The organism is Sphingomonas lenta, from assembly GCF_002288825.1.
GTDB lineage: Bacteria > Pseudomonadota > Alphaproteobacteria > Sphingomonadales > Sphingomonadaceae > Sphingomonas > Sphingomonas lenta.
Map to the genome: position 1 here is coordinate 192944 of NZ_NSLI01000002.1, position 20094 is coordinate 213037.

The 20094-nt window shown below is 70.5% G+C and carries 25 protein-coding genes; 15 read left to right on the forward strand and 10 right to left on the reverse strand.

Annotated elements, in window-relative coordinates; genetic code table 11:
• The first annotated feature begins 40 nt into the window (after nt 1-40).
• A complete protein-coding gene (locus CKY28_RS04095) occupies nt 41-709 on the forward strand; it encodes an HAD-IA family hydrolase (RefSeq protein WP_095997074.1) in 669 nt (222 codons plus the stop codon).
• Here the strand turns inward: CKY28_RS04095 and CKY28_RS04100 are convergent.
• Genes CKY28_RS04100 through CKY28_RS04115 form a run of 4 tightly spaced genes read right to left on the reverse strand, consistent with a single transcriptional unit; the run spans nt 706 to nt 3250 of the window.
• Nucleotides 706-1704 (reverse strand): nucleotidyltransferase domain-containing protein, encoded by a 999-nt coding sequence (locus tag CKY28_RS04100; protein ID WP_095997075.1) that lies wholly within the window; start codon nt 1702-1704, stop codon nt 706-708. The two genes, CKY28_RS04095 and CKY28_RS04100, sit on opposite strands and share 4 nt — an antisense overlap.
• On the reverse strand, nt 1701-2561 hold the full coding sequence (locus CKY28_RS04105) for an HprK-related kinase A (RefSeq protein WP_095997076.1): 861 nt from the start codon (nt 2559-2561) through the stop codon (nt 1701-1703). The genes CKY28_RS04100 and CKY28_RS04105 overlap by 4 nt, the downstream gene beginning before the upstream one ends.
• Nucleotides 2558-2818: an HPr-rel-A system PqqD family peptide chaperone gene (locus CKY28_RS04110; RefSeq protein ID WP_095997077.1), complete on the reverse strand. Its 261-nt coding sequence runs from the start codon at nt 2816-2818 to the stop codon at nt 2558-2560. The genes CKY28_RS04105 and CKY28_RS04110 overlap by 4 nt, the downstream gene beginning before the upstream one ends.
• 36 nt (nt 2819-2854) lie before the next feature.
• Nucleotides 2855-3250, reverse strand: coding sequence for a hypothetical protein (locus CKY28_RS04115; RefSeq protein ID WP_095997078.1), 396 nt, complete (start codon nt 3248-3250; stop codon nt 2855-2857).
• 121 nt (nt 3251-3371) lie between these two features.
• On the opposite strand from CKY28_RS04115, the gene CKY28_RS04120 reads away from it, so the two are divergent.
• The 7 genes from CKY28_RS04120 to phoB all read left to right on the forward strand — a co-directional run bounded on the left by CKY28_RS04120 (nt 3372) and on the right by phoB (nt 10865).
• Nucleotides 3372-4583, forward strand: coding sequence for an ATP-binding protein (locus CKY28_RS04120; protein ID WP_095997079.1), 1212 nt, complete (start codon nt 3372-3374; stop codon nt 4581-4583).
• Nucleotides 4584-4647: 64 nt separating this feature from the next.
• The gene (locus CKY28_RS04125; RefSeq protein ID WP_095997080.1) at nt 4648-5721 is read left to right on the forward strand and encodes a substrate-binding domain-containing protein; all 1074 of its coding nucleotides are present in this window, start codon (nt 4648-4650) and stop codon (nt 5719-5721) included.
• 187 nt (nt 5722-5908) lie between these two features.
• Nucleotides 5909-7282, forward strand: coding sequence for a phosphate ABC transporter permease subunit PstC (pstC, locus tag CKY28_RS04130; protein ID WP_095997081.1), 1374 nt, complete (start codon nt 5909-5911; stop codon nt 7280-7282).
• Nucleotides 7275-8549, forward strand: a complete 1275-nt coding sequence (pstA, locus tag CKY28_RS04135; RefSeq protein ID WP_245841585.1) for a phosphate ABC transporter permease PstA — start codon at nt 7275-7277, stop codon at nt 8547-8549. The genes pstC and pstA overlap by 8 nt, the downstream gene beginning before the upstream one ends.
• The gene (pstB, locus tag CKY28_RS04140) at nt 8546-9313 is read left to right on the forward strand and encodes a phosphate ABC transporter ATP-binding protein PstB (RefSeq protein ID WP_095997082.1); all 768 of its coding nucleotides are present in this window, start codon (nt 8546-8548) and stop codon (nt 9311-9313) included. Before pstA ends, pstB begins: the two co-directional genes overlap by 4 nt.
• A gap of 148 nt (nt 9314-9461) precedes the next feature.
• A complete protein-coding gene (gene phoU, locus CKY28_RS04145; protein WP_095997083.1) occupies nt 9462-10142 on the forward strand; it encodes a phosphate signaling complex protein PhoU in 681 nt (226 codons plus the stop codon).
• Between the two features lie 30 nt (nt 10143-10172).
• Complete coding sequence (gene phoB / locus CKY28_RS04150) at nt 10173-10865, forward strand: phosphate regulon transcriptional regulator PhoB (protein WP_095997084.1); 693 nt, start codon at nt 10173-10175, stop codon at nt 10863-10865.
• Between the two features lie 157 nt (nt 10866-11022).
• Here phoB and CKY28_RS04155 read toward each other — a convergent pair whose 3' ends face one another.
• On the reverse strand, nt 11023-11307 hold the full coding sequence (locus tag CKY28_RS04155; protein ID WP_141243843.1) for a hypothetical protein: 285 nt from the start codon (nt 11305-11307) through the stop codon (nt 11023-11025).
• On the opposite strand from CKY28_RS04155, the gene CKY28_RS18150 reads away from it, so the two are divergent.
• The 3 genes from CKY28_RS18150 (at nt 11306) to CKY28_RS04165 (ending at nt 13683) form a co-directional block, all read left to right on the forward strand.
• Nucleotides 11306-11542, forward strand: coding sequence for a hypothetical protein (locus CKY28_RS18150; protein WP_141243844.1), 237 nt, complete (start codon nt 11306-11308; stop codon nt 11540-11542). The two genes, CKY28_RS04155 and CKY28_RS18150, sit on opposite strands and share 2 nt — an antisense overlap.
• Nucleotides 11543-11676: 134 nt before the next feature.
• Nucleotides 11677-12576: an SDR family NAD(P)-dependent oxidoreductase gene (locus CKY28_RS04160; RefSeq protein ID WP_095997086.1), complete on the forward strand. Its 900-nt coding sequence runs from the start codon at nt 11677-11679 to the stop codon at nt 12574-12576.
• An 81-nt stretch (nt 12577-12657) separates the two neighbouring features.
• On the forward strand, nt 12658-13683 hold the full coding sequence (locus CKY28_RS04165; protein ID WP_095997087.1) for a hypothetical protein: 1026 nt from the start codon (nt 12658-12660) through the stop codon (nt 13681-13683).
• Here the strand turns inward: CKY28_RS04165 and CKY28_RS04170 are convergent.
• Entirely contained in the window at nt 13680-14027 is a 348-nt protein-coding gene (locus CKY28_RS04170) for a DUF2794 domain-containing protein (RefSeq protein ID WP_095997088.1), read from the reverse strand. The genes CKY28_RS04165 and CKY28_RS04170 overlap by 4 nt on opposite strands.
• Complete coding sequence (epsC, locus tag CKY28_RS04175; RefSeq protein ID WP_095997089.1) at nt 14027-14707, reverse strand: serine O-acetyltransferase EpsC; 681 nt, start codon at nt 14705-14707, stop codon at nt 14027-14029. The genes CKY28_RS04170 and epsC overlap by 1 nt, the downstream gene beginning before the upstream one ends.
• Nucleotides 14708-14850: 143 nt before the next feature.
• Between epsC and CKY28_RS04180 the strand changes: the two genes are divergently transcribed.
• The 3 genes from CKY28_RS04180 (at nt 14851) to CKY28_RS04190 (ending at nt 17253) form a co-directional block, all read left to right on the forward strand.
• Nucleotides 14851-15618 carry a sulfite exporter TauE/SafE family protein gene (locus tag CKY28_RS04180; RefSeq protein WP_095997090.1) on the forward strand — a complete coding sequence of 256 codons (768 nt, stop codon included), beginning with the start codon at nt 14851-14853 and terminating at the stop codon, nt 15616-15618.
• 60 nt (nt 15619-15678) lie between these two features.
• Nucleotides 15679-16581 (forward strand): hydrogen peroxide-inducible genes activator, encoded by a 903-nt coding sequence (locus CKY28_RS04185; protein ID WP_095997091.1) that lies wholly within the window; start codon nt 15679-15681, stop codon nt 16579-16581.
• Between the two features lie 66 nt (nt 16582-16647).
• Nucleotides 16648-17253 (forward strand): fasciclin domain-containing protein, encoded by a 606-nt coding sequence (locus CKY28_RS04190; protein ID WP_095997092.1) that lies wholly within the window; start codon nt 16648-16650, stop codon nt 17251-17253.
• A 131-nt stretch (nt 17254-17384) separates the two neighbouring features.
• On the opposite strand, the gene CKY28_RS04195 is transcribed toward CKY28_RS04190, so the two are convergent.
• From CKY28_RS04195 to pgsA, 3 genes are read right to left on the reverse strand one after another with little or no spacing between them, the layout of a single operon-like run.
• The gene (locus tag CKY28_RS04195; protein WP_095997093.1) at nt 17385-17822 is read right to left on the reverse strand and encodes a molybdenum cofactor biosynthesis protein MoaE; all 438 of its coding nucleotides are present in this window, start codon (nt 17820-17822) and stop codon (nt 17385-17387) included.
• Entirely contained in the window at nt 17819-18070 is a 252-nt protein-coding gene (gene moaD, locus CKY28_RS04200; protein ID WP_095997094.1) for a molybdopterin converting factor subunit 1, read from the reverse strand. The genes CKY28_RS04195 and moaD overlap by 4 nt, the downstream gene beginning before the upstream one ends.
• Nucleotides 18071-18074: 4 nt before the next feature.
• Nucleotides 18075-18641 carry a CDP-diacylglycerol--glycerol-3-phosphate 3-phosphatidyltransferase gene (gene pgsA / locus CKY28_RS04205; protein WP_095997095.1) on the reverse strand — a complete coding sequence of 189 codons (567 nt, stop codon included), beginning with the start codon at nt 18639-18641 and terminating at the stop codon, nt 18075-18077.
• A gap of 96 nt (nt 18642-18737) precedes the next feature.
• Here pgsA and CKY28_RS04210 point away from each other — a divergent pair, with 96 nt between their 5' ends.
• A complete protein-coding gene (locus CKY28_RS04210) occupies nt 18738-20087 on the forward strand; it encodes an MFS transporter (protein WP_095997096.1) in 1350 nt (449 codons plus the stop codon).
• Nucleotides 20088-20094: the final 7 nt, after the last annotated feature.

Consider the following 20094-nt stretch of genomic DNA (forward strand, 5'->3'; position numbering starts at 1 on the left):
CGCTTGCCAAGGCCATAGCCGCTGGCCCAAGCGCGCGGGCATGGCGGATTTCCCCTTCGACGTGGTCGGCTTCGACCTGGACGGCACGCTGCTCGACACCAGCGGCGACCTCACCGCGGCGGTGAACCATGCGCTGGAGAGCGCCGGGCGGCCGCCGCTGACGGTGGAACAGGTCCGGCCGATGATCGGCGGCGGGTCGCGGCACATGTTGGCGCAGGGCATGGCGGCGACGGGCAGGTGCAGCGAGGCGGAGCTGGACGTGCTCCAGCGACGGCTGCTCGACCATTATGAGGCGAACATCGCGGTCACCACCGCCCCTTTCCCGCACGCGCTCGACGCGATGGACGCTCTCGCAACGCGGGGCGTGAAGCTCGGCATCGTCACGAACAAGAATGAGCGGCTCGCGCGCAAGGTGCTGGGCGAACTCGGGCTCACCGAGCGGTTCGGGGCGATCCTGGGCGGCGACACGCTGGGGCCGGGCCGGTCCAAGCCGAAGCCCGATCCGATCCTGGCGATGGTCGAGCGGTGCGGTGGCGGGCGCGCGGCGTTCGTGGGCGACTCGATCTACGATACTACCGCGGCGCGCGCGGCGGGGGTGCCGAGCGTGGCGGTGAGCTTCGGCTTCCTCCAGCAACCGATCGAGGAGCTGGGCGCGGACGCGGTGATCGACTCGTACGCGGAGCTGGTGCCGACGTTGGAGCGGCTTTAGCCGCGCCGCCACTTGGTCCAGAGGTGCCGCGCCAGCATCGCGGGCGGCATGCGGATCGCGTGGGAGCGGACGTAGAAGCCGAAACGGGTGGCGCGCCGGGCGCCCCTGCCCCAACCGTCGCGGGCGAGCAGGCGGCGGCGGAACAACGGGTCGAGGCCGTCCCGCACGCGCCAGCCGCCCGGGATCGGCGTGCCGAACAGGTCGTACGCCAGGCGCGCGGCGCGCAGGACGGCGCTCCGCAGGCCGTGGCGCGCGGCACGCTGCTCCAGGCCGTCCGTGCCGAACTCCTCGTCGAGCAGGCAGTGGATGTCCCACAGGTTGCGCAAGCCCCCGCTCAGGTCGCCGTCGGCGAATAGGTGCGCGGCGGCGTGGCAGATCATGTCTGCCGGCGAGAGGACCGACAGCCCGTTCCCGAGCGGCACGGCATCAGCGATCAGGGCGTTCGCATCGGGACGGATGCGCGCGGTAAGCGGCAGGATCGTGTGGTGGACGTCGACGATGCGGTCGCGCTCGCGGTGGATGAGCGGCGGCAGCTCGTGCATCCAGCGGCGGTAATAGGCGTCGTCATACGGATCGGGCTTGACCCACTCCCACCCGGCCGCGAGCAGAGCGCGCTCGACATCCGGCAACGCGGCGCGGGGTACGAGGATGTCCGTATCGCCGACGGAGCGCCCGCGCCCGGCGGCGAGGCCCGCGGCGACGAACGCCGTGCCCTTGAGCAGCACGACGGGGCAGCCGACGGGCGCCAGCGCGCGCCGGACCATCTCCGCCTCCCAGAGCGCGGCCACCCTGCCCTGCTCCGTGGTGACGGTCGCGTCGGCCAGGATGGCGCGCACGGCGTCGGGCAGCGTCAGGCCGTCGAGGCGCTGCGCCAGCGTGCCGACCAGCTGCTCGGCGCGCGCGACGCCGATCAGGTCCTGCCAGCCGGATGCGTCAAGGTCGGCGACGCTCTGCGGCTCGCGAAGGGCGCGGACAAGCAGGTGGGCGGCCTTCACAGCGCGCTCCAGAGCCGCTCGACCGCCGCGACGCCGCTCGCACCATCGGGATAGTCGACCGCGAGCGCGGGCACGGCCTTGACCAGCCGGACCAGCGACTCGAACCCGCGCCAGCCGAGCGCGGTGTAGTTGGTCGACGCCTGCGTCAGGCGTACGAAGGCTTCGCTTCGCGGCACCTTCCGCACCTCGTCCGGAGAGCCGAAGCGGGGGAACAGCAGCAGTGCCGGGCGCGCGGGCTCGTCCATGCGCGCCAGGTCGTCCGACGGCGGAACCATGTGGCGGATGTCGCCCTTGGGCGTGCCGCGCAGCCAGGGACCGAACGTCGCGGTCGGCCAGGCCTGCTCGGCGGCGGCGACGCCCGCGTTCTTGAGGCTCACCGGGCGCGGAAAGGCGCGGACCTCGCCCGTGTCGAGGTCGATGAGCGCGAACTCGTCGCCCATGAAGCGCCACCCCGCGGCGGCGAGCAGGACGGACAGCGTCGACTTGCCCGCCCCCGACTCGCCGGTCATCAGCAGCGCGCGGCCGTCGCGCTCGACGCTCGACGCGTGGAGCAGCAGGTGTCGCCGCCCGCCCAGCGCCAGCTGCAGGTTCATGCCCATCTCGGCGGCGAGCAGCCCGTGCGCGAGCGGCAACGGCGCGGCCTCAGCCAGGAACCAGTCGCCGCCGATGTTCACCGATGGGCGGACGAAGCGCCGCCACGACCGGGTCGCCTCCAGGCGGACCGTAAAGTTGGCGACGCCGTCGCGTGGTTTCGGATAGTCGGCGTATAAATGCTCCAACGCAGCGACGGGCGCGCGCCAGTCGGAGCCGACGCGGAAACCGTACGGTCCCACGCGGACCGCGAAGCGGTACCTCATGCGGTTCGGACCAGGCCGGCGGTGACGAGCTCGTCCAGACGCGCGAGCAGCGCGTCGCGGTGGGCATCGGCGAGGTCGAACTCGCGTCCAAGCCGGGCGAGCAGGTCGTCAGCGGTCGCGGGCTCCTGGAGCGCGTGAAGCAGCTCGGGCGCGGGCTGCCCAAGCAGGTGCGTGATGCCGGACGCGCGGTGGTACACGGCCGTCAGCTCATCCAGCGGCTCGATCAGCAGGGAGGAGAGCGGCTCGGCTCGGTACACATCGCCACCTTAGAGAAGGTGCGAGCCGGCGTGAACCTATCGGGGCATCTGCAGGGACGCGAAGCAGGTGAACCCGCTCGTCCCCCGCTGAAGCCGGCGAATGTAGTTCATGTATGCCCGGCTCCGCTCGTAATCGGTGCCCGGCAGCGTGCCGCCGTTGAGAGCGGTGCGCACCTCCTCGCCCTTGTAGGCGCGAGTCGCGGGCGGGAACGCGCCTTGCGTGCCGGGCGCCACCGTCGTGCCGTCGGCGGCGATGTAGCTGCCCGCACGGGCGCGGTCGGGAACGGGGATCTCGCAGTTGAGGACCGAGCCCGCGGTCTGCGCGAGCGCGGGGCGGATCGACACGACCGCGGACGCGCCCGCCACGCCGAGCATCAGCACGCGCCGTCGCGTCGGGCTCGGCTCCACCACCTTGTCGGACTCGTCGGCCATCGCACCCCTTTAGCCCCAAGCCCTTTCACGAACCGTTACCCGCCGCAAGCACCCGCGCCGTGCCGATCCGGCACAGCGGCCCCTTCGCGTCGCCGCGCAAAGCGCGCTAAGGGCGGTAGGCATGCCGCCCACCACCGAACCGCGCCTCTGGGCCGCCGTGCTCGCGCTCGTGACGGCGATCGCCGTGGCGCTGGTGGGCGAGAGCCTGGGCGCGGGGCTGATCGCGGCGGTGGGCGCGATCGCGGCGGTGCTGCTGGCGGGCATGGAGCCGGAGCACCGCGAGGAGCGGACGGCGGACCCCGATCCGGAGGAGGACGCAGCGGCGCTAGGGCCGGTGCTGGACGCCATCGTGCAGCCCGTGCTGCTGGTCCGCGACGCGCGCGTGGTGCTCGCCAATCGCGCAGCGCTGGCGGAGCTGGGCCGGCACATCGTGGGCGAGGACGTGCGCGTCGCGATCCGTCACCCCGCCGCCGCGGCGCGGCTCGCGCTGCCCGACGGCGGCGTCGCGGAGCGCCCGATCGAGCTCGTCGGGCTCGGCTCGATCGAGCGGCGCTGGGAGATGCGGGTGGGCGTCGCCGGCCCGTTCCGCATCGTCCAGCTGATCGATCGCACCGGAGCCTACGCAGCCGAGCAGATGCGCATCGATTTCGTCGCAAACGCCAGCCACGAGTTGCGCACGCCGTTGGCGAGCATCCTGGGCTTCATCGAGACGTTGTCAGACGAGGCGGGCGCTGACCCGGGCGTGCGCGGGCGCTTCCTCAAGGTCATGTTCGACGAGGCCAGGCGCATGCAGCGGTTGGTCGAGGACCTGATCTCGCTGTCGCGCATCGAGGCGGAGAAGCATCGTCTTCCCGACGAGCGCATCGATATGGCCGAGCTGGTCGAGGTGGTGCGCGCCGACATCGCCGCGACCGACGCCGAGCGAGCGCGCGCGGTGATCACTGCGATCGAGTCGGACGTGCCCGCCGTGTGCGGGGACGAGGCGCGGCTGTCGCAGATGCTGCACAACCTCATCGGAAACGCATTGAAATACGGTCGGCCGGGGACTCCCGTCACTGTTTCGCTGCGACGCGAAGGGGGCATGGTGCGGTTGTCGGTCGCCGACGAGGGCGAGGGCATCGCGCCCGAGCACATCCCGCGCCTGACCGAGCGCTTCTACCGCGTCGACGCGGGGCGCAGCCGCATGGCGGGCGGCACGGGCCTGGGGCTCGCCATCGTCAAGCACATCGTCGAGCGCCATCGCGGGCGCCTCGATATCGCCAGCAAGTTGGGCGTCGGCACTACCGTCACCGTGCTGCTGCCGCCCGCCACGGACGCTGTCACAAAAGCGTAAGCGTATTGTCACATAGGCGTGGTGCTCCGCTGATAGGCGGCGGAGATGAAGCGGGAGCCGTCCGGTGTTCCGCCACCCGGACCCGTCAGACTTGCGTCAAGCCGCCGCGATCTTTTCCGCATGCCTCGCACTCGCCGCGTGCCACGACCAGGCGCGCGGCGGCGGTGCGGGTGCGCGCGACGAAATTCGCGTCGTCGGCTCCTCGACCGTGTTCCCCTTCACGACACTCGTCGCCGAGCAGTTCGTCGCGGGCGACCCCGAGGCGGACGCGCCCGTGATCGAGTCGACGGGCACGGGGGCGGGCATCGACCAGTTCTGCGACGGACTGGGCGCGAGCCATCCCGACATCGTCAACGCGTCCAGGCGGCTGACCGCGGCGGAGTATCGCGCCTGCCGGTCGAACGAGGTCGGGCCGGTGATCGAGGTGCAGGTCGGCATCGACGGCATCGCGCTAGCGCAGGCGCAGGGCGGTCCGCGCTTCGCGCTGACGCCCAAGCAGATCTACCGCGCGCTCGCCGTGACGCCGGGCGGAAGGCCCAACACGGCGCGGCGCTGGTCGGACATCGACCCGAGCCTGCCCGCCGTACCGATCAGCGTATACGGTCCGCCGACCACGAGCGGCACGCGCGACGCGTTCGTCGAGCTCATCATGCTGCCCGGCTGCGCAGCGGCGGACTCCAGCGCGGCCGCGTTGGAGGCCCGCGACCCCCAGGCCTACCGCGCCCGCTGCTCCCGCGTCCGCGAGGACGGCGTCTATGTGGACGCGGGCGAGAACGACAACCTCATCGTCCAGAAGCTCGCCGCCAACCCGACCTCGCTCGGCATCTTCGGCTACAGCTACCTCGAGGAGAATAGTGGTTCGGTCGTCGGCGTGCCGGTGAACGGCGTGCAGCCGAGCGACGCCACCATCGCGGCCGGCTCCTACCCAGGCTCGCGGCCGCTCTACCTGTACGTCAAGAAGAACCACTTGGAGGCGGTGCCCGGCCTGCGCCGTTTCCTGCAGCTCTACGCGGCGAGCTGGGGGCCGGACGGTCCTCTGTCGCGGCGCGGGCTGATCCCCTCCCCCGCCCCGCTCCGCGCGCGGGCGGCGGAGACCATCAAGGCCGAGCGCCCGCTCGATCCGGCGGAGCTGGCGTGATGTGGGTTTTCACCACATCTCTCGTCACCCCGGACTTGTTCCGGGGTCCATTGTCGTACGCGCGACACGTGCAGGGGTGCGCACGACCGTCCGCTCCCTGCTTGCTTACGGTTCGCCCGGACAGCGATGGACCCCGGAACAAGTCCGGGGTGACGGGGAAAGTTCTTCGGTACGGAGGCGTTCGCCTGTGACCGGCCCCGCGCTCCTGCTGCTGCTCGCAGGGCTCGCCTTTGTCGGCTGGCTCTCCGCCCGCGCGCGCGCCGTCGCGTTCAGGGCGCCGAAGCGGCGGTTCAGCTCGTTGCCGGGTCACCACGCTTGGTACGTCGCGCTGTGGACCATCCTGCCGCCGCTCGCCTTTCTGGGCGTGTGGTCGCTCGTCTCGCCCGCGCTGGTGACGGACGCGGTGCTCGCCACGCCGGCGGCCGCGCAGCTGCCGCCGCCCGGCTTCGAGCGGGCGTCCATCCTGTCGGAGGCGCGCGAGCTGGCGCAGGGCGACGCGTTCGGCGCGTTCCAGCCGCTCGCCCGCGCGCTGGAGCCAGCCTATGCCGCGGCACAGGCGCGATACGACTGGATCGCGACGGCGGTCGCGCTGCTGCTGGCACTTGCGGGCGGCGGTTGGGCGTACACGCGCGTCCGGCCCGGCTTCGCCGCGCGCACGCGGACCGAGCGGATCGTCATGGGCCTGCTGCTCGCCGCCTCGCTTGTGGCGATCATGACGACGATCGGCATTGTCGTATCGCTGATCTGGGAAGCGGGGCGCTTCTTCGCGCGAGTGCCCGCGGCCGACTTCCTGTTCGGCACGCATTGGAGCCCGCAGGTGATCGATCCGCGCGACCCCGGCGCGAGCCTCGGCGCGTTGCCGCTCTTCTGGGGGACCTTTTTCATCGGCGCAGTGATCGCGATGGCGGTGGCGCTGCCCTTCGGCCTGATGAGCGCGATCTACCTGACGCAGTACGCCACGCCCCGCGTACGGAGCTGGGTCAAGCCGATGCTGGAGGTGCTCGCGGGCGTGCCGACCGTCGTCTACGGCTATTTCGCCGCGCTGACCGTGGCGCCCTACGTCCGCGACTTCGCCGTCGGGATCGGCGTCGAGACCGCCTCGTCGGAGAGCGCGCTGGTCGCGGGATCGGTGATGGGGATCATGATCATCCCCTTCATCTCCTCGCTCGCTGACGACGCGCTAGCGGCCGTCCCCGCGTCGATGCGCGACGGCAGCCTGGCGATGGGCGCGACCCCGTCCGAGACGATCAGCCGCGTGCTGCTTCCGGCGGCGCTGCCCGGCGTGGTGGGCGGCGTGCTGCTGGCCGTCAGCCGCGCGATCGGCGAGACGATGATCGTCGTCATGGCGGCGAGCGGCGTCGCCAACCTGACGCTCAACCCCTTCGAGAGCACCACCACCGTCACGCGCCAGATCGTCGACCTGCTGACGGGCGAGGCGGAGTTCGACAGCCCCAAGACGCTCGCCGCCTTCGCGCTGGGGCTGACGCTGTTCGTAATCACGTTCCTGCTCAACATGATCGCGTTGTCGGTCGTGCGCCGGTACCGGGAGGCCTATGAGTAACGCGGCGCCCTTCTCCACGCGCCGGCCGACGGACTGGGCGACGCCGGCGATGCAGAGCCGCGTCCGCCGCCGCTACCGCGCGGAGCGGCGCTTCCGGCTGCTCGGGCTCGCGGCGGTGACGCTGTCGGGCGCGTTCCTCCTGTTCCTGCTCGGCTCCATGCTGCTGCGCGGCGCGGGCGGGTTCCTGGAGACGCGCGTGGCGATGCCGATCGACTTCGCGCGCGCGTCGCTCGACGTCGATCCGCGGCGGCTGCAGGGCCGGGCCGCGGACCTGGCGCTCGCGGGTGCGGGACTGGAGGGCGCGGTGGACGACGCGGCGGTGGCGGCGTTCGGGCCCGATCTGGGCGGCCGCATCTTATCGGATGGCGCGTGGCTGCGCGTACGCGAGGCGATCAAGGACGATCCGTCGGTGCTCTCGCGCCGCGTCGTGATGTCGTTGCCGGTGGCGAGCCCGATCGACGTCGCCGCCAAGGGGCCGGGCAGCGTCGAGGCGGAGGCGGTGGTCGCGTCGCTCCGGTCGGGCGACCTGCTCTCGACGGGGCTGAACCGCGAGTTCCTTCTCTCCGCCGATTCGACCGACCCGACGCGCGCGGGCATCTGGGGAGCGCTCAAGGGCTCGATCCTGACCATGTTGGTGACGCTGTTGCTGGCCTTCCCGATCGGGCTGCTCGCGGCGCTCTACCTCGAGGAGTACGCGCCCAAGAACCGCTGGACCGACCTGATCGAGGTGTCGATCAACAATCTGGCGGCGGTGCCCTCCATCATCTTCGGGCTGCTGGGGCTGGCGCTATTCCTCGGCACCTTCGGGCTGCCGCGCTCCGCGCCGCTGGTCGGCGGGCTGACGCTGGCGCTGCTGACCATGCCCGTCATCGTCATCGCCTCGCGCAACGCGATCAAGGCGGTGCCGCCCTCGATCCGCGACGCGGCGCTCGGCGTCGGCGCGTCGCCGATCCAGGTGGTGTTCCACCACGTCCTGCCGCTGGCCTTGCCGGGCATCCTGACGGGCACCATCATCGGCATGGCGCGCGCGCTGGGCGAGACGGCGCCGCTGCTGATGATCGGCATGCGTGCCTTCATCGCGGCGCCGCCGGACGGGATCACCGACCCGGCGACGGTGCTCCCCGTCCAGGTCTTCCTCTGGTCGGACGAGGTGGGCCGCGGCTTCGTCGAGAAGACCTCGGCCGCGATCGTGGTGCTGCTCGTCTTTCTGCTGGCGATGAATGCCCTCGCCATTCACCTACGCAACCGTTTCGAGACCCGCTGGTGAGCAACCACCCACCCAAGATCACCGCCACGCACGTCAACGTGTGGTACGGCGCGAAAAAGGCGATCGACGACGTGTCGATCGACATCGACCAGGACTCGGTCACCGCGCTGATCGGCCCGTCGGGCTGCGGCAAGTCGACCTTCCTGCGCACGCTCAACCGCATGAACGACACGGTCGCAAACGCCCGCGTTCAGGGCGACATCCGGCTGGACGGCGAGGACATCTACTCGCCCGACATGGACGTCGTGCAGCTGCGCGCCCGCGTCGGCATGGTGTTCCAGAAGCCGAATCCCTTCCCCAAGTCGATCTATGAGAACGTCGCCTACGGCCCGCGCATCCACGGCCTCGCCTCCTCGCGTTCCGAGCTCGAGGGGATCGTCCAGACGTCGCTCAAGCGCGCCGGCCTCTGGGAAGAGGTGAAGGACCGCCTGTCGGACAGCGGCACCGCGCTGTCGGGCGGCCAGCAGCAGCGGCTGTGCATCGCGCGCGCCATCGCCGTCGATCCGGAAGTGATCCTGATGGACGAGCCGTGCAGCGCGCTCGACCCGATCGCGACCGCCAAGATCGAGGAGCTGATCCACGCGTTGAAGGGCCGCTACGCCATCGCGATCGTGACGCACAACATGCAGCAGGCTGCGCGCGTGTCGCAGCGAACCGCCTTCTTCCACCTCGGCCAGCTCGTCGAATACGGCGCCACGACCGAGATCTTCACCAACCCGCGCGAGGAACGCACGCGGGATTACATCACGGGGCGGTACGGGTGATGCTCCGTGCCCTCATTTCCCTTTCCTCGTCACCCCGGACTTGTTCCGGGGTCCATCGTCGTACGGGCACTCCGGCCGGATCGCTCGCACCACGATGGATGCCGGAACAAGTCCGGCATGACGAAGAGAGTAAGTCGGATCACCTGAAATGAACGAACACACCGTCAAGGCCTTCGACGCGGACATCGGCGAGCTGCGCGGGCTCATCTCGCAGATGGGCGGGCTGGCCGAGGAGCAGATCGGCAAGGCGATGCTGGCGCTGCAGCGCGGCGACCGGGCGCTGGCGACGCAGGTGCGCGCCGAGGACAAGGCCATCGACGCGATCGAGGCCGAGGTGGAGCGGCTCGCGGTGCGCATCATCGCGCTCAGGGCCCCGCTCGCCAACGATCTCCGCGAGGTCGTAGCCGCGCTCAAGATCGCCAGCGTGCTGGAGCGGATCGGCGACTACGCCAAGAACATCGCCAAGCGCGTGCCGCTGATCGACGACACGGGCGACCGGATCGAGCCCATCTCCGTGCTGCCCGCCATGGGCCGGATGGCGTCGGAGATGGTGCACGACGCGCTGGACGCCTTCGCCGCGCGCGATTCGGACGCCGCCGTGCGCGTATGCGAGAGCGACACGGCGCTGGACGACTTCTACGACTCTATCTTTCGGACGCTGGTGACCTTCATGGTGGAGAACCCGCGCACCATCAGCCAGGTCGCGCACCTGCTGTTCGTCGCCAAAAACCTGGAACGCATCGGCGACCATGCCGGCAACGTCGCCGAGATGGTCTATTTCGCCGCCACGGGCACGCAGATCGCCGATCGCCTGCCCGCCAAGTCCTGAACCTGATCGAGCAAGAGGGAGGCCTGTGTCATGCCACGCGTGAAGATGCTGCTGGTCGAGGACGACGCCGCGCTCGCGGAGCTCCTGAACTTCCACTTCACCCGCGAAGACTTCGAGGTCCGCCAGACCCCCGACGGCGAGGAGGCGCTGCTGCTCGCCAAGGAGAGCGTGCCGGATATCGTGCTGCTCGACTGGATGGTCGAGGGGCTATCGGGCATCGAGGTGTGCCGCCGCCTGCGCCGCGCGCCTGAGACGCAGAACGTGCCCATCATCATGCTCACCGCCCGCGGCGAGGAGGAGGACCGAGTGCGCGGGCTGGAGACGGGTGCGGACGACTACGTCACCAAGCCGTTCAGCCCCCGCGAGCTCGTCGCGCGCGTGGGCGCGGTGCTCCGGCGCGTCCGCCCGGCGCTGGCGGGCGAGGCGCTGACCTATGCCGATATCGAGATGGATACGGTCGGCCATAAGGTGCGACGCGCCGGGCAGGTCGTGCCGCTGGGCCCGACCGAGTTCCGGCTGCTCAAGCATTTCCTAGAGCATCCAGGCTGGGTCTTCTCGCGCGAGCGGCTGCTCGACGCGGTGTGGGGACACGACAGCGACATCGAGTCGCGCACCGTCGACGTGCATATCCGGCGGCTGCGAAAGGCGATCAATATAGGCGACCGGCCCGACATCATACGCACCGTGCGGTCGGCGGGTTATGCTTTGGACGCGGGGAACTGATCTGAGATAAAGAACGGATCGGAGACGAAACGAGGACCCATGCGGCAAGTCGAGCGTTGGAGGCGGGCGCGAACGCGCTTTGCGCTTCAACTCTGGAGAGACCGATGAAGCTCTATCTTCTCGCCGCGACCGCGCTGGTCGCCGCTCCGCTCTACGCTCAGACCACCGGTACCACTTCGAGCGACTCGGGCGCCGCGCAGTCGACGACGCCCTCGGGCCAGACGGGGACGACCACCTCGTCGCCGACAACCGATCCGGCGACCACGGGCACCACAGGTACGACCGATCCGTCGGCCACCGGCACCGCGGGCTCGACCATGCAGTCCACGACCAATGACCCGGCGATGCAGCAGCAGATGGGCACCACCGGCACCACGACCGGCTCGGGCACGATGTCGGGCACGACGGGCACCACGACCGACCCGTCGATGAGCGGCTCCATGTCCGGCACCACCGGCGGCATGTCGGGCACGACCGGCGGCATGTCGGGCACGATGGGCGGCAACATGACCATGAACCCGTCGGGCGGCATGATGGGCGGCGCGGGCATCGCGCCGCAGCCGATCGCCGCACCGGAGCCCGCGCGGACCGACCTGCCGGTCTGCCAGGCCGGTCAGTATGACGACTGCGTTCAGCGCGGCAGCACGCGGCGCTCCTCGGCGCGTCGCCGCCGTTAAGGCGCCAGCCCGGCCGGCGACGGGCTAAGCCCGTCGTCCGACGGCGGCTTCGCCGCCGCGGGCCGGTCCAGGTTGCGCTGACCGCGCAACCACCTAGAGAGGGCGCTCCGTCATCCGAGGGAGCGCCCTTTTCCATGCCCATCCGTTTCGACGACCAAGTCGCCATCGTGACCGGAGCGGGCGGAGGCCTCGGCCGCGCCTACGCGCTTGAGCTGGCGCGGCGCGGGGCCAAGGTGGTCGTCAACGACCTGGGCGGCGCGCGCGACGGGACCGGCCAGTCGGACGCGGCTCTCCAGGTCGTCCAGGAGATCGAGGCGGCGGGCGGCGAGGCGATGGCGAACGGCGGCAGCGTCGCCGAGTATGAGCAGATGCTCGAGATGGTCGCCCGCGCGAAGGAGCGCTGGGGCGGCGTCCACGTGCTCATCAACAACGCCGGCGTGCTCCGCGACAAGACGTTCGCCAAGATGGAGCCCGGCGACTTCGAGTTCGTGGTGCGCGTGCACCTGCTCGGCTCCGCCTACGCGACCAAGGCGTGCTGGAAGCTGATGCGCGAGCAGAATTACGGCCGCATCCTGATGACGGCGTCGTCCACGGGGCTGTTCGGCAATTTCGGTCAGGCGAACTACGGCGCGGCGAAGCTCGGCCTCGCGGGGCTGGCCAAGACGCTGCATCTCGAAGGCGCGAAGTATGGGATCAAGGTCAACACGGTCGCGCCGACCGCCGGCACGCGCATGACGGAGGACCTGTTCCCCGCCGAGCTGTTCCAGGCGTTCGCGCCCGAGAAGGTCGTGCCCGCCGCGCTCTACCTCGTATCGGAGGACGCGCCGAGCAACGCGGTCGTCGGCGCGGGCGCGGGCGTGTTCCAGTCGGCCTATGTCACTCTCACCCCCGGCGTGGCGCTGCACGGCGACGAGCTGTCGCCCGAAGGCGTCGCGGCGCACTGGGCGGAGATCACCGACCGCTCGGGCGAGATCGTGCCGCAATCGGGGGCGGAGCAGGCGATGCTGATCGGCCGGGTGCTGCAGGGCGGTTGACGCCGGCGGCGTCCGCCTAGGCGGCTTTCAGCCGCTGCGGCACCGTGATACGCTGACGGGGCGCAACGGCGGAGGCCGGTCCTGTACAGCGAATCGGACATCGACGACGCCATCGTGGCCGGCGAGCTCTCGGCCGAGGCCGCCTGGCGCTTCCGCCGTTTCGTCGCCAGCCGGCGCGCGACGCCGGCGGTCGAGGAGGAGCAGGTCAGGCTCCTGAGCGGGTTCAACGACATCTTTATCTCGATCGCGATCGCCCTGTCGTTGGCGGCGGTCGCGGGGATTGGCGGGGCCGTATCGTTCATGCTGGCTGGCGCGCTGGTCGCAGGCGCGAGCTGGCTCCTGGCGGAGCACTTCACGGCGCGGCGCAAGGCGGCGCTGCCGAGCGTGCTCCTGGCGCTCGCCTTCGTAGGCGGAGCGGCTGCGACCTGCGCCGGCTTGGTGGGCCAGATCGAGGCTAATCTGTCGCCGCGCGGCGCGGCGCTGGCGGGCGCGGGCGTGGCGCTCGCGGCCGCCGCGGCTGCTTGGACGCACTGGCGGCGCTTCGCCGTACCGATCGCGGTCGCGGCGGGCGCGCTGGCGAGTGTCGCGGTCGCGCTCTGCCTGGTCCTGGCGGTCGCGCCCGCGGCGGAGCGCGCCATCCAGCCTCTCCTGCTCGCCGCGGGTCTCGCCCTGTTCCTGCTCGCGATGCGCTGGGACCTGTCGGACCGCGAGCGGCGGACGCGTCGGGCCGACGTCGCCTTCTGGCTGCACCTCGCCGCGGCGCCGCTGATCGCGCATCCGATCTTCCGCATACTGGGCGTGTTCGACGCCGATGTGGGCGCGGGCACCGCGTTCGTCGTGGTGGCGCTATACGCGATGTTCGCGGTCCTAGCGCTGGCGATCGACCGCCGTGCCCTGCTCGTCTCGGGGCTGGCCTATGTCCTATCCGCCTTGGTCGCCCTGTTCCGCGGGGCGGGAGCGGTGGAGCTTGGCTGGTCGTTCACCGCCCTGGTGATCGGCTCGGCGCTGCTGACGCTGTCCGCCTTTTGGCACCCGATGCGCCGGGCAATCGTGTCGCGGCTCGGCGGCTGGGGCGAGCGCCTGCCGCCGGTCGCGCTGGCGGGCTAGTCCTCCACCACCTTCATCAACCGCCGCTCGAGCGGGGCCAGCACCGTGGCGAGCTCCTGGCCGCGCTTGAGCACCGCGCCATGCTCGCCGACAAGCGCCCACATGCCCTGCTTCGCGCGCAGGGCCGGGCGTTTCTCGATCCGGTATTCGGGCCGCTCGGCGGAGCGGCGAAAGGCGGCGAAGACGGCGGCGTCGCGGCCGAGCTCGATCGCGTAGTCGCGCCACATGCCCGCCGCGACCATGCGGCCGTACACGTCGAGGATGCGGGTGAGTTCCAGCCGGTCAAAGCCGATCTGAGACGGCTTGCCCGCGCCGGCGGCGGGGAACGGAAGAATGCTACCCATTAAGCGCGGTCACGCTCCCCCTGTTCGCCGAGCAATGCGTCCAGCCGCTTCCTCATCTGCTCCAGCTCGCAGCGCAGCAGCTCGACCTTCTGCGTCTGCGGATCGAACATCTCGGAGCAGGGCGTGCCATAGGGCACGAACTTCGGGCTCGGCGCGGCGCCGCCCTCCACCATCGTCGGCCGGGCGGGGATGCCGACCATCACCGCGCCTTCCGGCACGTCCTTGGTCACGACCGCGTTCGCGCCGACGCGCGCGCGCGGGCCGACGGTGATCGGTCCCAGCACCTGCGCCCCCGATCCGACGATCACGCCGTCCGACAGTGTCGGGTGGCGCTTGCCGGCGACGCCGTTGTCGGGGCTGGTGCCGCCCAGCGTCACGCACTGGTAGATGGTGACGTTGTCGCCGATCTCCGCCGTCTCGCCGATCACGACGAAGCCGTGGTCGATGAAGAAATTGCGCCCGATCTTCGCGCCCGGATGGATGTCGATCGCGGTGGTCGCGCGCGAGAAGTGGTTGATGCACCGCGCCAGGAAGAATTGCCGCCGCCGGTACAGCGCGTGCGCGACCCGGTGCCAGCCCAGCGCCCACACGCCCGGATAGGTCAGGACCTCCGCGCGGCTGTGCGGCGCGGGATCGCGCGCGCGGATCGAGTCGAGATACTGCACGAGCCGGCTGAACATCGGCGCTCCCCTTTCCGGGAGGAAGGTAAGGGCTGAACGCCCGCTTTGCCAGCATGGCTCCGCGTCCCGCTTTAGCGCGTTAAACTCCTCCTGCGTTGTGGGGGTTCGCGCGCGCGCTAATGCGGGATGCCGAAGGGAGCCGAATGCCTGATCTCGCGAGCTTCGACTGGACGTCGATCATCCCCTTCGTCGCGATCGGCTTCGCCGCGCAGATGGTGGACGGCGCGCTCGGCATGGCGTTCGGCGTGGTGTGCAACGTGCTGCTCGTCGCCGTGCTGGGCGTCGCGCCCGCGCGCTCGTCCGCCAACATCCACATCGTCGAGGTCTTCACCACCGCCGCGTCGGGGATCAGCCACACGATCGCGGGCAATGTCGACCTGAAGCTGTTCCTACGCCTGCTGCTGCCCGGCATCGTGGGAGGCGTCACGGGCGCATATGTGCTCGTGAACCTCGACGGCGACTTCGTCCGGCCGTTCATCCTCGCCTACCTGATCGGCATCGGCGTGTACCTGTTCGCTCGCGGCATCCTGTACCCGCCTAAGCATCAGAAGCCCAAGGTGGTCGAGCCGCTGGGGCTGCTGGGCGGCTTTCTCGACGCGGTGGGCGGCGGCGGGTGGGGGCCGGTGGTCACGTCCAACCTCCTCGTCCAAGGCGTCGAACCTCGGCGCGTCGTCGGCACCGTCAGCAGCGTCGAGTTCTTTCTGACGATCACCGTGTCGGCCGCCTTCATCTACCATCTCGGCTGGCAGTCCTTCGCGTTCGCGACCATCGGCCTGATCATCGGCGGCGTCGCGGCGGCTCCCTTCGGTGCGGTGATCGCCCGGCGCGTCTCCACCAAAGCCATGCTGATCCTGGTGGGCGCGGTGCTCACCGCCACCAGCCTGTACGGCTTCATCCGGGCGCTCGCCTGACCCGGTTGCCCCGCCCGCCGTCCCGCCCTAGGGCGGGCGCGTGACCGGGCACGCACCTTTATGAGCGCCACCTACCTGCCCACGCTCAAGCAGCTGCAATATCTGGTCGCGCTGCACGATCACGGTCATTTCGGACGCGCGGCCGACGCGAGCTTCGTCACCCAGTCCACATTATCGGCCGGTTTGCGCGAGCTGGAGATGCTGCTCGGCGTGACGCTCGTCGAGCGCACACGCCGCGTGGTGCGGTTCACGCCTCTGGGCGAGTCGATCGCCGACAAGGCCCGGCGCGTGCTGCGCGAGGCGGAGGAGCTGGGCGACATGGCGCGGGCGAGCGGCCGCCCCCTGTCGGGCGACCTGCGGATGAGCGTGATCCCGACCATCGCGCCCTTCATCCTCCCGCGCATCCTGCCCTCGTTGCGCGAGCGCTACCCCGAACTCCGCCTGTTCCTCCGCGAGGAGCCGAGCGCCGCCGCGTGCGAGGGCCTGCATAGCGGACGCACCGACTGCGTGCTGCTGGCGCTGCCCTACGCCTGCGGCGAGGTGACCGTCGAGCCGCTGTTCGACGACCCGCTGCTCGTCGCTTTTCCCACGGACGACGCCGATCCCGCCCCGGCGGCGTTCAAGCCGCAGGACATCGACGAGACGCGCCTCTTGATGCTCGAGGACGGGCATTGCCTGACCGAGCACGCGCTGGCGGCGTGCAACCGCCCGGAGCTTCGCGCCGAGGCGCAGATGCTCGGTACTTCACTCCACACAGTGGTGCAGATGGTCGACAACGGGCTGGGCGTGACGATGTTGCCGGAGATGGCGCTCAACGCCGGCATCCTGGAGCATACGCGCGTGGAGGCGCGGCCGCTCGACGCGCCGCATGCGTCGCGGCAGGTGGCGCTGGTCTGGCGCCGCGCGTCGCCGCGCGAGCGCGACTTCAAGCTGCTGGCGACCTTGCTGGCCGAGTCGCATTGAGCCGGGGCGCAACCTTTTCCGGTTCGCCAGCGTAACCACCCGCGTCCACCGCAGCGGAGACGTGTCATGAAGCCCTTGCCCCTGATCGTGCTGGCGAGCGTCCTGTCGCTCGCCGCGTGCGTCCCGCCGACGGCCACCACGAGCCCTGGGCCGGCCACCGCCTCCCGCCCGGCGAGCACGGCCGCCAATCCCGCCGTCGGCGGCGCGGCCATGCTCGCGGACCGCACGATCGTCGCCAACGCGTCCGCCGCGCCCAATCTGACGACGCTCGTATCGGCGGTGCGGGCGGCGGGGCTGACGGAGGCGCTGTCCGGACCCGGCCCGTTCACCGTGTTCGCGCCCACCAACGAGGCGTTCGGCCGCCTCGCGCCCGGCATGGTCGAGACGCTGCTCAAGCCGGAGAACAAGGCGTCGCTGACGCGCGTGCTCAACTACCACGTCGTCCCCGGCGCGCTCACCGCCGCCGACCTGCGCCAACGCGTCCAGGCGGGCGGGGGCACGGCGCAGCTGACGACGGTCGCGGGCGACCTGCTGACGGCGCGGGTGGAAGGCGGCGAGCTGACGCTGACCGACATGAACGGCACGCGGACCTATGTTGAGACGCCGGACGTGCGGCAGTCGAACGGGGTCGTGCACGTAGTGAACGGGGTGCTGGTGCCAAGGCTCGGGTGAGCGGAACTCCCTCTCCCCTCTGGGGAGAGGGTGGCCGAGCGCAGCGAGGTCGGGAGAGGGGCAGTGTCGATACGGCGGCACACTGCCCCTCTCCCCGACCCTCTCCCCAGAGGGGAGAGGGAGATGATGGATCAGTCCCACCGTCGCGCCGCCGCGTCGTCCGCGTCCCGCGCATCGACCCAGCGCCGCCCCCCTGCCCTGGTCTCCCGCTTCCAGAACGGCGCGTCCGTCTTCAGCCGGTCGATCAGGAACGCGCACGCGTCCAGCGCCGCCGTGCGGTGCGGGGCGGCGGTGGCGACGAGAACGATCCGTTCGCCCGGCAGCATCGAGCCGACGCGGTGCACCACGCTCGCGGCGAGCAGGCCCCAACGCGCGATCGCCTCTTCCGTGAGCCGGGTGAGCGCCGCTTCCGTCGCACCGGGATAGTGTTCCAGCTCGAGCAGCTCGACGCCGTCGTCGGCGCGCACGATGCCGGTAAAGCTCGCCACGCCTCCCGCCCCCGCCGCCTCGACGCCTGCGAGCTCGGTAGCCATGTCGATCGGCTCGGGCGAGACGCGGACGCGGATCACCCGCCCGTCACCGGCGGGAAGATCGCGACCTCCGTCGCGCCTTCCACGCTCGCGTCGAGCGGCACGAACGCCTGGTCAACGGCCGCGCGCAGCCGCGATCGGTCGGCGAAAGCGCGTGCGTGGCCTTCGGAGCGGCCGGACAGCCAGGCGACCAGGTCGGCGACCGTCACGACCTCTGCCGGCGGCGCGACCTGCTCCTCGTCGACCCCGACCGCCTCGCGTACCCAGGCGAAGTAGAGCACCCGCAAAGACTTAGTCCATGTGCTTGAGACCGACGCGCAGGTAATCCCACCCGGTCACCAGCGTCAGCGCGGCGGCGCTCCAGAGCGTGGCGAGGCCCACCAGCTTGATCCATCCCTGCTCGGGCGCGGCACCCGCCAGGATCAGCGCGCCCAGCGCGACGATCTGGAACGTAGTCTTCCATTTGGCGAGCTTGGAGACGGGCACCGACACCTGGATGCCACCCAGGAACTCGCGCAGGCCCGACACCGCGATCTCGCGGAGCAGGATCACCAACGCGGCGATCAGGTGGACGCCGGTGATGATCGCCCGGTCCTCGAACCGCGTTCCCACCAGCATCAGGATGACGGCGGCGACCATGATCTTGTCGGCGATGGGGTCGAGGAACACGCCTAATCGCGACACCGCCCCCTGCGCGCGGGCGAGGTAGCCGTCGAAATAATCGGTCACGCCCATGAGGCAGTAGAGCGCGAAGGCGAGCGCGTAGCCGGCCTCCCAGTCGGGCCACCAGAGCAGCGCGACGAGCGCCGGCACCGCGACGATGCGCGACAGGGTCAACAGATTGGGAAGGGTCAGCATCCGACACACACCGTAACGCCGCGCCCGCCCGCGCGGAAGCCCGTGCTCGTTTTGGCGGGTGGCGCATGGCCGGACGCTCGGCTATCCGCGTCCGCCATGATCAACTCGCTCGGGCTCCTGAAGCGCCGTCGCTTCCTGCCCCTGTTCACCACCCAGTTCATGGGTGCGTTCAACGACAATCTCTTCAAAACCGCGATGGTTCTGTTCGCGACCTACGAGATCTTCAACGACGAGCGGCAGGAAGGCTTCTTCAACGCGCTGGCGGCGGGCATTTTCGTGCTGCCCTTCTTCCTTCTCTCGGCACTGGCGGGCCAGCTCGCCGACACGACGGACAAGACGCGCATCATCCGTGTCGTGAAGCTCGCGGAAATCGTCATCATGGCCGTGGGCTGCGCGGGGCTGTTCCTGGCGCTGACCGGGGCGGTGACCCTGCCGCTCGCGCTGATGCTGCTGGCGGTGGTGGGCTTAGGTATCCACTCCACCTTCTTCGGGCCGATCAAATACGCGATCCTGCCGCAGCACCTGGACGACGAGGACGTGCTGGGCGGCACGGGGCTGGTCGAGGCGGGTACCTACCTGTCGATCCTGTTCGGCACGATCGTGGCGGGCTTCATCTACAAATCGACGCTGCTCGTGGCGGCCGTGACGCTGACGGTGGCCTTTTTCGGCTACCTGATCGCGCGCGAAATCCCGCCCGCGCCGCGGCTGGGTCCGAAGCTCACGCTCGACTGGAACCCGTTCCGCGCGTCGTGGAACTTGATCTCGGGTACGATGCACGTGCCCAGGCTATTCCTGGCGATCTGCGCCATCTCGTTCTTCTGGACGATCGGCTCCGTCCTCATCATCGCCTTTCCGCCGCTGGTGAAGAACGTGCTCACCGCCGACGCGTCGGTCGCGAGCCTGGTGCTCGGCATCTTCTCGATCGGCGTCGCGATCGGGTCGGTGGTGATCAACCTATTGCTCCGCGGCACGATCTCGGCGCGCTACTCGCCCGCGTCGGTGATCGCGATGGGGGCGACGGTGCTCGTCTTCTGGGCGGTGGTGCGGCTCTGGACGCCAGCGCCCGCGGGCCGGCTCTACGGCGTCGCCGAGTTCGTGGCCCAGGCGCAGGCGGTGCCCGTGCTGTTCACGCTGCTGATGGTGGCGGTGTTCGGCGGCATGTTCGTGGTACCGCTCTACGCCTACCTCACGACCACCGTGTCCAAGGACCAGACCGCGCGCACGGTGGCGGCGAACAACGTCGTCAACTCGGGCGCGATGACGTTCGGGTCGGCGGCGGTGGCCGGGATCATGGCGGCGGGCGTCACCGCCAGCCAGCTCCTGATCGTGGTGGCCGGCATGTGCCTGGTCGCCGCCTGGATCGCCCGCAAGCTACACCTGGCCTGCTCCGCCTACCGCCTAGAAGATGAAGCTGTAAAAGCAGGTGAAAAAGGCGCCGAAGCTTAACGCGAAC